Raw genomic sequence first — 12851 nt, 5'->3', positions numbered from 1 at the left:
ATTGGCAATGGACCTGTGCCGAGTTTGGAACGCGACAAACGGCAAAAATTCCGTGCAGGGGTGCGTAAAGCATAGCTGTCTTTGGCTCGGGCCTGTGCCTGTGTGTCTGTACCGGCTTGTATCAGAGCCGACAACCCATCACGCACGCACGAAAGGATTCTCCCGCATCTCATCGCCCAGCAACGTATCCGGCCCATGCCCAGTGACCACCGTCGCGCCTTCGTCCAGCGTATACAGGCGCTGCTTGATCGACCGCACAATCGTCACCTGGTCGCCGCCCCATAAATCCGTACGCCCTACCCCGCGACGAAACAAGGTATCGCCGGCGATCAACAGCTTGGCGTCGGCAAACCAGAAACTCATCGAGCCCGGTGTATGCCCTGGGGTGTGCAAGGCCACGCCGCAGCCGCAGGCCAGTTCTTCGTCATGCTCCAGCCAGCGATCCGGAGACGGCACCGGGACGTAGGGCACGCGAAACATCTGGCATTGCATTTCCAGGTTGTCCCACAGAAATTGATCATCCTTATGCAGGTGCAACGTAGCACCGGTCTTTTCCTTCAATTGGCCGGAAGCCAGGAAATGATCAAGGTGAGCATGGGTGTGGATAATGCTCACCACCTTCAGGCCCAGCGCATCAAGGCGCGCCAGAATCAACTCGTGATTGCCGCCGGGGTCGACGACGATGGCTTTTTTTGTGACCGGGTCACCAATGATGGTGCAGTTGCACTGCAACGGGCCGACGGGAAAGGTTTCGCGAATCAACGGTTGTTTTTCAATAGTCATGGGTGTCCTGCAAGCTCTCTGGCGCGTTCCAAGTGCAGTATGGTGTAGCTTGCCCCTGCTCTGGAAGGAGTCGATTGCGCGGTCTATCCGCTGCTAAGCTACACACGCGCCATTGAAATCCCCCGCTGCAGTCAGTCGCATTTGGAGCAACACCCATGGCGAATCAACAGATCATCTGCGAGCACTGCGACTGCGTGTACGAGAAAGTCACGCTCGCCAAACATCAAAAAGCCCTATGCGTACGTTGCTCGGGCGTACTGCAGCGCTATAACGGCTTGTCGGTGCAGCAACGCCTCGCCCTGACGGTGACTGCCGCAGTGCTGTGGACCTTCGCCAACTTTTATCCGGTGATGAGCATCAGCCTGCAGGGCTTGAAAAACAGCGCCACCCTCTGGGACTCAGTGGTTGCACTGAGCCTGGGGCCGATCACGTTCATTGCCTTGGTAGCGGCGATTTCCATCATTATCGCGCCGGTGTTTCAGCTGCTATTGCTGATCTGGGTGCTGAGTTTCGCCTTGGCCGGCAGGCGCTCGCCGGCGTTCAAGCTGTGCATGCGCTGGCTCGAAGCACTCCGGCCCTGGAGCATGCTGGAGGTGTGCCTATTGGGCGCGATGGTCGCGGTGTTCAAGCTGGCCGGCATGCTGGATGTGATCCCAGGCACCGGCCTGTTCGCCTTGGCCGCCCTGAGCCTGTTGCTGATCCGCATTGCCGGGCGCGATGTGCGCGACCTGTGGGACACCGTATGAATTCACCGCCCACCGCCCGCGAGCTGAACCTGTGCCTGTGCCACACCTGCGGCCAGCCCTGCGACATGCGCCTTGAGCCCACCGAGTGCGACCGCTGTGGCGCCGCGCTGCATCGGCGCAAGGTGCAGTCCCTGACCCGAACCTGGGCCTACATGCTCACCGCCCTCGCCTTTTATGTCCCGGCCAATTTATTGCCAGTGATGAACACCACTATGCTCGGCTCGGGCGCAGACAGCACCATCATGAGCGGCGTGCTGGAGTTCTGGCAACATGGCGCCTGGGACATTGCGCTGATCATTTTCATCGCCAGCATTGCCGTGCCGGGCATCAAGTTCCTGTCGCTGGGGCTGCTGCTGGTCACTGTGCAGCGCAATAGCCAGTGGGCGCGCAAGGAGCGTTCGAAGCTGTTTCGGTTTATCGAACTGATCGGCTATTGGTCGATGCTCGATGTCATCGTGGTCGCCCTGGTGGCCGCACTGGTGAAGTTTCAAGCCCTGGGCACGATAGAACCGCGCCTGGGCATTCTGTTTTTTGGCCTGGTGGTCGTGTTTACGATGCTCGCGGCCATGAGCTTTGATCCCCGGCTAATCTGGGAAAACCCACATAACGAGGAGACCTCGGATGAGCTCATCCAAGGCTGACACCCCTGCGGGGCAACCCGTGATCAAGACGCGTCGTTTCAGTGTCTCGCTGGTCTGGATCGTGCCGATTGTCGCCGTACTGGTGGGGATCTCGCTGGTGATTCACAGCGTCATGCAACAAGGGCCGACCATCGTCCTCAACTTCAAGACCGGCAGCGGGCTGGTTGCCAACAAAACCGAGGTCAAATACCGCAACGTGGTGATCGGCCAAGTAACCGCCGTAGCTCTGAGTGATGACCAGAAAAGCGTCAATGCCACCGTCGAGCTGGTCAAACAGGCCGAAAGCTTCACCCGCGAAGATTCGAAATTCTGGGTGGTGCGCCCGCGCATTGGCGCAGGCGGCGTGTCGGGCATCGACACGTTGTTGTCCGGCGACTATATCGGCGCGGACATCGGTCAATCCGAGACCCGCGCCAAGCACTTCACCGGCTTGGAAAACCCGCCGCCCATCACCTACGGCGAGCCGGGCAAGCGCTTCACCCTGCACACCCAGGCCCTGGGTTCCCTGGACATCGGCTCCCCCGTCTATTACCGCAAGATCCCGGTGGGCCAGGTGGTGGCCTATGAGCTGGACAACGAGGGCAAGGGCGTGAATGTCGAAATCTTCGTGCATGCGCCCAATGATGTGTACATCACCGAGAACACGCGGTTCTGGAATGCCAGCGGCGTCGACTTGAGCGTCGGTGCCAATGGCTTTGCGCTGAAAACCGAATCCTTGTCGTCCATGTTGATGGGGGGGATTGCCTTCCAGGCGCCGCCCTACAACCCCAATGACAAACCGGCCGAAGAAAGTCGCAGCTTTGAATTGTTCGAAGACCAGCAAAGCGCCCTCGCCCCGCCCAACGGCAAGGGGCAATACATGGTCCTGCGCTTCGATCAGGCCCTGCGCGGGCTGAAAGTCGACGCACCGGTGGAGTTCCTCGGCGTCGAGTTCGGCAGGGTTGTATCGATCAACCTGGATTTCGATGCGAAGAAACGCACCTTCCCGGTCAATGTCGGCATCGTGATCTACCCGCAACTGCTCGGCGAGGCCCACACCAAGCTGCTCAAGGCCATGAACAATAACCCTGACGATGAGGCAGCCGGCGTACGCCTGATCGGGACCTTCATCGAAAACGGCCTGCGCGCCCAGGCTCGCAGCGGTAACTTGCTGACCGGCCAGCTCTACATCGCCCTGGACTTCTACCCCAAGGCGGAAAAAGTCGCGTTCGACCCGAACCAGCGCCCCGTGGGCATCCCCACCATCCCGGGCAACCTGGAACAGCTGCAAGAGAAGTTCGAAGGCATCGTCAACAAGATCAGCCAACTGCCTGTCGAGCGTATTGCCGGCAACCTCGACGCCAGCCTGGTCGAACTGCGCAAGGGCCTGGCGCAATTCAACGCCAAGACGCTGCCGGGTGTGCAAACGACCTTGGCCGACGTGAGCAAGACCCTGCAATCGGCCAGTTCAACCCTGGCCGAAGACTCGCCGCAGCGTGAACAACTGACCCAGACCCTCGACGAGTTGGGGCGCATGTCGCGTTCCCTGCGCGAGCTTTCGGATTATCTGGGCCGGCATCCGGAGTCGCTGATTCGCGGCCGCCCCGATAACGCCGCACCGACGGACCTGCAAGGGCCACCCCGCAAATGACCATTGGAGCCGCCATGACATTGCCGTTGAAGATCACGTTACTGAGCGCCCTGCTGCTGCTCGGTGCCTGTCGCAGTGAACCCATCGCTTTTCATACCCTGACCCCGGCGCACTTGAGCCCGAGTACGCGAGCAGAGGCCGGCGGTGTGCGCATTGAGAGCATCAGCGTGCCGCCTCAGGTCGACCGCGCGCAGATAGTGATCCGCCAGGGCGACAGCGGCCTGGCGATTCTTGAAACCCAGTGGTGGGCCGCCACCCTCGCCGATGAACTGAGGAGCGCCTTGGTCGATCAATTGGCCAACAGCAATGCCCGGCAAGCCGTGGCTTTACGCGTAGACGTGCAGCGGTTTGACTCGGTACCGGGGCAGTACGCATTGCTCGATGTGCGCTGGCGCCTGAGGCAAGTCAATGGCGATCGCCCGGCCTTGACCTGCCGCACCACCTTGCAATCACCTGCCGGGCCGAGCATCGACGAGTTGGTGGTGGCGCATCAGAACAACCTCAAGCGTTTCGCGGCGCTGATCAATCAGACCGTCGACACCTCACTCAAAGGCTGCCCGACCACGCCATAAACCCAGGGCTCAGGCCAACAAGCCCATGGCCTTGGCCCGCGCTACTGCCTGGGTACGACGCTCCACGCCGAGCTTGCTGTTGATGTGGCTGGCGTGGGTCTTCACCGTGTGCAGAGAGATGAACAACTGGTTGCTGATTTCCTGGTTTGAACAGCCTTGGGCAATCAGTTGCAGCACCGCCAGCTCTCGGGTGCTGAGGGTTTCCTGTTGAGGTGCGGCTTCAACTGCGCTGACTTGGGGCAGCAACGCCAGCAAGCTCTGATTGAGCAGCCCATGGGAATCCTTGCCCAACTGCTCGCGCATCCACTGCGGGTAACCCTCCAACAACCGTTGAAACGGCTGCAACGCACCACCCGAACCGGCTTCCAGGGCACGGGCGAACACCGGCCTGGCCTTGGCTTCCTGGCCATTATCCAGAAGTAACTGCACCTGCTGGACCAGCGCCATCAGGGCAATCATCTGGCGCCCACTGTCATGGGCCTGTTGGGCCAACGCTTCCAGGCGTTGCAGCGCACTGTCGGGCTGATGGCGCGTGGCATCGAGCGCGGCTTGTTGCAGCTCGATATGTTGCGGCAGGTGCGGATGAAACTCGGGGGCGGCCGCGGCGTGCTCGCCGTTGTAGGTCTGCCCCAGGCGGGCCAGCCAGGCGTCGGCCAGGTCAGTGCGCCCCTGGGCCAGCCACAACTCGCATTTGATCAGGGTGATCATCGCCAGGTAATAGATCGGCGGCACATCCCAGATGTGCATCAAGCGTTCGGCCTCGGCCAGTTCGGCAAAAGCATGGGCAAACTCCCCACGCCGCCCTTCGAAGCTGGCGATGACGCAGTGCCCGATCAGCACGCTGATATCGCGGCAGGCACGGGCCTCGGCCAGGCCGGCGCGCAAACGCGCCAGGCCGGCTTCGGGCTGGTAACGCACCAGCAGCAGGTACCCCTCGTACAGCGACAGCCGTGCGCGCACGGCATACAGGCGCTGGGGCGCCAGCCCATGCAGGCGCTCAAGGCCCTGGCGGGCTTCATCCAGGGAACGCAGGATCTCCCCCCGCGCCTGCAGCACCCGCGCCCGGTCGTAATGGGCCAAGGCTTCAAACAAGGGGTTACCGACGCGCTGCGCCAGCTCCAACGATTCGCGGTTCAGGCCACGAGCGCGCCACAGGTCGGCATCGACGATCGCCAGGTTGGACAGGGTCGAGAGGCACATCAGGCGCTGGCCGTAACGCTTTGGCGGCAAGCTTTCCAACGCTTCGTTGCAATAGCGCTGGGTCAGCTCACGGTCTCCGCGCCCACGGGCAATAATCCCGCTCAGCGCCAACCATTGGGCCAACATGGATTTTTGCGCGGTGGCCGATGGCGCCGGCAGGAAGCGGCTGAGGTAGCTGGACAGCTCCTGCGCTGCATCCAATTGGCATGCGAGCCCCAGCGCCCAGCTGTACAGCACGATCAAACGCGGCGTGCTGATCAGCAGGCTGTCGGGCAAGTCCATCTTCCAGCGCAGCAGCATGCCGATGTTCTGCTCTGCCAGCAGTTGCTCTTCGGACAGGTTCTGCACCAGATTCGCCGCCACATCCAGATGCCCGGCCCGCAGCGCCTGCTCCACCGCCTCGTCGATCAAGCCCTGGGTGTTAAACCAGCGACAGGCGCGCAAGTGCAGGCTGGCCGGCGGCAAGGTGGCGCTTTTCTCGCGGCGGGTACGCAGCAGGTCGGAGAACAAATGGTGATAACGGTACCAGTGCCCTTGCTCATCCAACGGCACCAGGAACACTTGATGAGCCTGCAAATAGCGCAGGATTTCTGCGCTGTCATGGGCCTCGCGGACGGCGTCGCATAATTCGCTGCAAAAACGCTCCTGAGGTGCGGTGTCATACAGGAACGCTTGCACTTCTGCGGGCAGGCAGTCGATGACTTCTTCGAGCAGGTAATCGCGAATCAGCCCTTCGCCACCGTGCAGGCTTTGCGGCAAGGCGCCCTCACTGCCGGCTTCGGAGGCCGCCAACAACCAGAAGCGCAGGCCGGCCACCCAGCCCTCGCTACGACGGATCAGGTTTTCCAACGCCTCACCGCGCAATGCATTGCCGTGTCCATCCAGCACCGCCAGGGATTCGTCATGGGTCAGGCGCAGGTCTTGCTCATGCAGTTCCAACAGGTGTCGCGACAGACGCAGGCGTGCCAGGTGCCAGTCCGGACGCTGCCGGCTGGTGACCAGCACCACCAGGCCATCAGGCAAATGATTGAGAAAAAACTGCAGGCAACGATCCAGCACCGGGCCCTGGGCCAGGTGATAGTCATCCAGCACCAGCAATAACGGCGAACGTGCAGACAGGTGCACGGCCAGTTCGTCGAGCAGGCCATCGAGCCATTCTTCGAAGGCAAAGGGTTGGTGACGCTGGCGCATTTTCAGCAACCCCAGGGATTGGGCGCCGAGTTGCGGAAAATACTGTTGCAAGCCGTCGAGCAGCCGCTCCAGGAAACGGCCGGGGTCGCTGTCACGAGGGCTCAGGCCCAACCACAGGCTTTGCCACTGGGCTGGCAAGCCCTGGCAGAACTCCACCGCCAACGAACTCTTGCCGAACCCCGCGGGCGCGCTGACCAGCAACAGTCGCCCATCAAGGCCCGCATTCAGCCGTTCGCACAGGCGCGGGCGCAGCACGTAGCCGTCAGGCAGCGGGGGCCGGTAAAAGCGGCCTTCCAGCGGCGGCATCACCACACTGGCAGGCCCATGGGTTCGGGACAGATCAGTCATCGCCGGGCTCTTGTAGAAGGCTGTTGTCGGCATTGCAGATGTCCGCAGACTAGCGGTAAAAGCGGCGGGATTGTAGATCTTTGCAACAAATGGCTGAAAAAGAACTGCGACAAGAAATATCCCTGCGGGCCCCACAAACAAAAGTGGGAGGGGGCTTGCTCCCGATAGCGGCGGATCAGTCACGCATTCAGCGACTGTCAGACCGCTATCGGGAGCAAGCCCCCTCCCACAGGGCGCATCAGCAGAGGTTAGCGAACACCGTCCTGGCGCAGGGCCGCTGGGGTGAAGTCGCTGGTGCTGGCGGTGAAGCCGAAGTCATAGGCCTGCTTCTCTTCGTTCTTCATGCCCAGGGCCAGGTAGCGGCCGGACTGCAGGTCGTAGAGGGTTTCCAGGGCGTACCACGGCACTTGCTTGTCGTAGTAGTTCTCACCATGGGCCTCGGCGACGCGCCACAGTTGGCCACGACCGTCGTAGTGGTCGATCACCGCTGCCTGCCAGGTGTCTTCGTCGATGTAGAAGTCACGCTTGGCGTAGATGTGGCGCTGGCCTTCCTTCAAGGTGGCGACCACGTGCCAGACACGGCGCAGCTCGTAGCGAGCCAGGTCCTGGTTGATGTGGCCAGCCTTGATGATATCGGCGTACTTGAGCTTGGGATCGTCGATCTTGTAGCTGTTGGAGGCAATGTAGATTTCTTTCTTGCCTTCCAGCTTCCAGTCGTAGCGGTCCGGCGCACCGTTGTACATGTCGAGGTTGTCGGAGGTGCGCAGGCCATCGGCGGCAGTACCCGGCCCGTCATAGGACACTTGCGGCGCCCGACGCACACGGCGCTGCCCGGCGTTGTAGACCCAGGCCGAACGCGGTTCTTTGACCTGGTCCAGGGTTTCGTGCACCAGCAGCACACCACCGGCCAGGCGCGCTGGCGCAGTCACTTGCTGCTTGAAGTAGAACAGCACGTTGCCTGGGTTTTTCGGATCGAAGTCCTTCATCTTGTCGCGGAACACGAACTGGTCGCGGAAGTACACCAGGCTGTAGGAACCGTTGGTTTGCGGGGTGGCCTGGGTAACCAGGCGGGTCACGCTGCCGCCGCGGTAACGGGTGATGTGGTTCCAGATCACTTCAACGCCGCTCTTGGGAATCGGGAACGGGACGGCGGTTTCAAAGTTTTCCAGACCGTTGCCGCCGGACACCAGGTTGGTGGTGGTGGCGTTTTTCTTGATCGAGGCAAACACCTCGGCCGGCACGGTGGCGCCGCGATGGGTCGGGTACACCGGCATCTTGAAGCTGTCCGGGTAACGCTTGAACATCGCGTATTGCCCGGGGGCCAGCTTGTCTTTGTACTGCTCGACGTTCTGCGCGGTGATGGTGAACTGCGGTTGCTCGCTGGCATACGGGTTGGCGAGGAAACCACGGGCGTCGACCGCACCGGCATTGGTCGGCAATGGCGACCATTTTGGAATGGTGCCGGCCGCGTTACCGGCCATCTCGGCGCCCATCGGGGTCAGGGTCGTGCCGAGCTTGGCGGCTTCATCTGCCGAGACTGCCGCCATGACGTTACTCGCCAGGATCGACAGCCCAAGCACACCCACGTGCAACAGACTTTTTGTTATTTTCATGCTCTGGTCTTCCTGAATACATGCCACTTGAAAAGAGTGTGCTTAGAAGTTGGCGCCGAAGCTCAAGGCGACAAAGTCGCGGTCATCCACAGTGCTGAACTTGCCACCAAAGAAGTTGGTGTACGCCAGGCTCGCGGTATAGGTGTTCTGGTATTCGGCATCCAGGCCCAGGCTGACCGCCTTGCGACCTTCTTCAAAGTTGCCGCCAGGGCCTGGCGAGTAACCTTTGACGTCATGGGACCAGGCCACGTTGGGTTTGAGGTTCACGCCCGCGAACACGTCCGGGTATTCCCAGATGGCACGGGCGCGGTAGCCCCAGGACGTTGCGGTGGTGTAGCCGTCGTTGTTGCAGTTGGTGTTCAGGCCAGCAGCGTTGGGCAAGCCGGCGCCGTTGGCGGTGGAGTTGTTGAGGGCGTTGCAGAACCCACCTGGCAGCGTGCCTGGGCCGAACACCGGGTCGCGGCCGTAACGAGCCTGGGATTTGCTTTCCAGGCCACCCACGTGGGTCACGCCGATTTCACCGACGGTGGTGAGGCGGCTGGCGCCCATCACCTGATCGAAGAAGTGCGTGAAGGTGGTCTGGAACTGGGTGACCTCCTTGCGGTTGTAGCCGTGCAGGTCCTGGCCCGGCGTGCCCTTGAGCACGGACGCATTGCCAAAGCCGGGGATCGGCGTGACACCGGCGAACAGAATGTCAGTGGTGCTCAACTGCACCGGCGCATTCGGACGGTAGCTCAACTCACCGCTCCAGGCGGTGCCGGTAGGCAAGGTGGTGGAGAAACTCAGGCCGTAGAGGCGAATATCTTCCGGGTACTCGACGAAGTAGTTCGAGCTACCCGCCACGATCAACGGTCGCAAGGCCCCCAGTGGCCCCAGCGGACGCGTGTAGGCCGCCGATGGCGCGCCCTGCGCGCTGAAGATCGGCGCACGGCTGTGGTAGTTCATGAAGTAGGCGCCGAATTCGGTATCCAGCGGTTCGAAGTTGTAGCGCATGGCCACGCCAAACTGGCCGCTGTCGCGGGCATCACGGTCCGGCCCACGGCGCACCAGCACGCCTTCGCTGTTCACGTCCACCCCCAGGGCACCCAGGGTCGGCAGGGCGGCGGCAGGAATGGTCGAACGCTTGTTCAGTACCCGCAGGTTATTGCTGCAACCATCGGAGATCACGTCCGGCTGCGAGAAGAACGTGCCGCAGTTATCGGTCACGGTCTGGTCCCACTCCAGCTGGTAAAACGCCTCGGCCGACAGATTGTCGGTGAGCGACTGGGACACGTAGAACATGTTCACCGGGATCAAGCCTTCCTTGATCTCGGCCCCCGGACGGCGAAACGCCGACACGTCGATCGGGTTAATGGAGTTGATGCCGCCGCCGATGAAGGTACTTTCGCCCCAGCTCACCACCTGCTTACCAAAACGCACGGAACCCGGCGCATCGGCAATCGAGTAGTTGTGGTAGACGAATGCGTCGAGAATCTGCCCGCCCGAAGACTTGGCGCCTTCCTTGCGGTTGTTGTCGCTGATGTCCTTGAACGGACGGCTTTCGTCCTTGAGTTCAAAGTCGTACCAGTACTTGCCCCGCACAAACACACCGGTGTCGCCGTACTTCAGTTCCAGGTCGTGGATGCCCTTGAAGATCTTCGAGAACGTCTCGCCGCGCTTGAAGTTCAAGTGGCCGTCATCGGAGGTCTGGGACAGGCCCTTGCCGCCGTTGTTGGCACCGATCAGGTCACGATTGGGTTTGGCCGTGGACCAGCTCGCCCCCACGGAAAGCGACGAGTCAAAGCTCCCTTCGATTTCACCAATGTTGAAACTGACGCCGAATGCCGGCCCGGCGAGCGTAGAAGCGAGGCTGACGGCCAGGGGCAGTCTTGCCCGGCGCCAGAACTGGTTTACTGAGGTCATCGACGCTACTCCATGTGCATATTTTATTGTTATGGCAGTGAGCCCTTTCTTCAGATGTAACGGCCGGGATACAACGATTCCAATGCCGCATCGCCACCGAGCCTCCATGGCTCGAAGCGCAACATCCGCGAAAAACTCTGAAAGGGACTATAGCCAGAGGGGGGTAGTGCTTGATCCCTCTAAAGTGTGATTTGCATCACCAACCTGTCTGCCACAACCCTTTCGCCACGCCGACGAAGGTCGACGCGGGAAGGATGGCTGAAATTCGGCAAATCACAAGTAAAGGCTTGATATAGAGCATTGCCGCGCCCGAACGGGCGCGGCGAGAGGGTTTAGAGCGTGGACAGGAACGTGCTGTTGTTGGCCTGCCATTCGATGATGTCGACACGGATACGTTTCTTGTCGAGTTTGCCGACACTGGTCTTGGGAATTTCAGTAACAACGGCGATCTGGCTCGGGATCGCCCACTTGCTCAAATGGCCCAGCTCGACAAAAGGCTTGAGGTGTTCCTTGAGCTCTCGCGCATCGATCACATGCCCTTCACGCACCACCAACAAGGCGAAGGGCCGCTCGCCCCATTGCGGATCGGCAATGCCCACCACCGCCACTTCCCGTACCGCCGGGTGGCGGCTGACCAGATCTTCGAGTGCCAGGGAAGAGATCCATTCGCCGCCGGTCTTGATCACATCCTTGATGCGGTCGCGGATATCAATCACACCGAAGGCATCCAGCGTGGCCACATCACCGGTGTGCAGCCAGCCACCGGCCCATAGCTCGGCGCCCTTGTGCGGCTCGTTGTAGTAACCCTCGGTCAGCCACGGCGCGCGCAGCACCAGTTCGCCCTGGGTTTCGCCATCGGCGGGTAGGAAACGACCGTCGGTGTCCATGATTGCCGCCTCGACCAACGGGCCCGGCACACCGGCCTTGATGCGGTAGGTGGTGCGCTCATCTTCGCTGCCGGCCATCAGCTCATCATTGAGGTGAGCGCAGGACACCAGCGGCCCGGTCTCGGACATGCCATACGCAGCGGTCAGCTGAATGCCACGAGCCTTGGCAGCTTCATACAGCGAACGGTTGAGGGCGCTGCCGCCGATGACGATTTTCCAGCCGCCGAAATCCACGTTCTGCGCAGCCTTGGCGTTGAGCACCATTTGCAGAATGGTCGGCACACAGTGGGAGAACGTCACCTTCTCCTTGCGCCACAGTTCCACCAGGTATTCGGGGTCGTAGCGGCCGGGGTACACCTGTTTGAGCCCGAGCATGGTCGCCACATACGGCAAGCCCCAGGCGTGTACGTGGAACATCGGCGTGATCGGCATATACACATCGTTGGTGCCCAGCAGGCGCACACTGTCGACGCTGCCCATGATGGTCGCCACGCCAATGGTGTGCAGCACCAGTTGCCGGTGGGTGAAGTACACGCCCTTGGGGTTACCGGTGGTGCCGGTGGTGTAGAAGGTGGTGGCGACCGAGTTTTCGTCGAAATCCTCGAAGTCATAGATGGGGCTGGCCGCGGCCAGCAGGGTTTCATACTCACCCACCAGGTTGGGTAGCTCGGCGGTGAGGGTGTCACCATCGGTAATCAACAAGGTCTTGTCGACGGTGGTGAGCTGCCCGGCAATGGCCTGGTAGAGCCCCACGAACTCACTGTTGACCAGCACAAAGCGGTCTTCGGCGTGGTTCATGGTGTACAGAATCTGTTCTGGCGACAGGCGCACGTTGATGGTGTGAATCACCGCGCCGATCATCGGGATGGCGAACATGCACTCCAGGTAACGGTGGCTGTCCCAGTCCATCACCGCCACAGTATCACCAGCCTTGACCCCGGCTTCGGTCAGCACATTGGCCAGGCGCGCAACGCGCTCGATCAGCGTCGGGTAGCTGTAGCGCAGCTTGTCGCGGTAGATAATTTCCCGGGTCTTCTCGTAGCGAGTCCCGGACATCAACAGGCGCTTGATCAACAGCGGGTACTGGTACGCACCTTCGGCGGGCGGGATAACACGGGTCTGCAACATAAGAATCCCTTTAATGACTGCACGGTCTTGGCTTGAAGACCTGCACTGTAGAGCGCTTATGTTTCAGCCAAATCAGCCAAAGGAATGATTTGCAGGGACCAGCAAATGCTAGCGTTACGCCATTACCGAGGACCTAATGAGACCCAATGTGGGAGCGGGCTTGCTCGCGAATGCGGAGTGTCAGCCAGTATATCTTTGACTGAACCACCG

General features: G+C 61.1%; 9 protein-coding genes. 4 read left to right on the top strand and 5 right to left on the bottom strand.

Annotated features, from left to right (window positions below; all coding sequences use genetic code 11):
- Positions 1-138: 138 nt before the first annotated feature.
- On the bottom strand, positions 139-783 hold the full coding sequence (locus BMH52_RS07285) for an MBL fold metallo-hydrolase (RefSeq protein ID WP_073843269.1): 645 nt from the start codon (positions 781-783) through the stop codon (positions 139-141).
- 155 nt (positions 784-938) lie between these two features.
- Here BMH52_RS07285 and BMH52_RS07280 point away from each other — a divergent pair, with 155 nt between their 5' ends.
- Genes BMH52_RS07280 through BMH52_RS07265 form a run of 4 tightly spaced genes read left to right on the top strand, consistent with a single transcriptional unit; the run spans position 939 to position 4372 of the window.
- Positions 939-1529 (top strand): paraquat-inducible protein A, encoded by a 591-nt coding sequence (locus BMH52_RS07280; protein WP_014716964.1) that lies wholly within the window; start codon positions 939-941, stop codon positions 1527-1529.
- Entirely contained in the window at positions 1526-2170 is a 645-nt protein-coding gene (locus tag BMH52_RS07275) for a paraquat-inducible protein A (RefSeq protein ID WP_014716963.1), read from the top strand. The genes BMH52_RS07280 and BMH52_RS07275 overlap by 4 nt, the downstream gene beginning before the upstream one ends.
- Positions 2151-3800: an intermembrane transport protein PqiB gene (locus tag BMH52_RS07270; protein WP_014716962.1), complete on the top strand. Its 1650-nt coding sequence runs from the start codon at positions 2151-2153 to the stop codon at positions 3798-3800. The genes BMH52_RS07275 and BMH52_RS07270 overlap by 20 nt, the downstream gene beginning before the upstream one ends.
- 14 nt (positions 3801-3814) lie before the next feature.
- A complete protein-coding gene (locus BMH52_RS07265; protein ID WP_019816952.1) occupies positions 3815-4372 on the top strand; it encodes a membrane integrity-associated transporter subunit PqiC in 558 nt (185 codons plus the stop codon).
- 9 nt (positions 4373-4381) lie between these two features.
- Here the strand turns inward: BMH52_RS07265 and BMH52_RS07260 are convergent, their stop codons facing one another.
- From BMH52_RS07260 to BMH52_RS07245, 4 genes are all read right to left on the bottom strand, one after another.
- A complete protein-coding gene (locus BMH52_RS07260) occupies positions 4382-7111 on the bottom strand; it encodes a LuxR C-terminal-related transcriptional regulator (protein WP_014716960.1) in 2730 nt (909 codons plus the stop codon).
- A 248-nt stretch (positions 7112-7359) separates the two neighbouring features.
- Entirely contained in the window at positions 7360-8724 is a 1365-nt protein-coding gene (locus BMH52_RS07255; RefSeq protein WP_014716959.1) for a DUF1329 domain-containing protein, read from the bottom strand.
- A 42-nt stretch (positions 8725-8766) separates the two neighbouring features.
- Positions 8767-10626, bottom strand: a complete 1860-nt coding sequence (locus tag BMH52_RS07250) for a DUF1302 domain-containing protein (RefSeq protein ID WP_003188640.1) — start codon at positions 10624-10626, stop codon at positions 8767-8769.
- A 332-nt stretch (positions 10627-10958) separates the two neighbouring features.
- Positions 10959-12641, bottom strand: a complete 1683-nt coding sequence (locus tag BMH52_RS07245; RefSeq protein WP_014716958.1) for a fatty acid--CoA ligase — start codon at positions 12639-12641, stop codon at positions 10959-10961.
- Positions 12642-12851 lie beyond the last annotated feature (210 nt).

Origin of the sequence: Pseudomonas sp. BTN1 (genome assembly GCF_001907715.1) — a bacterium.
GTDB lineage: Bacteria > Pseudomonadota > Gammaproteobacteria > Pseudomonadales > Pseudomonadaceae > Aquipseudomonas > Aquipseudomonas paracarnis.
Note: the sequence above shows the minus strand (reverse complement) of the source record. Positions and strands in the feature narration are given on the sequence as shown.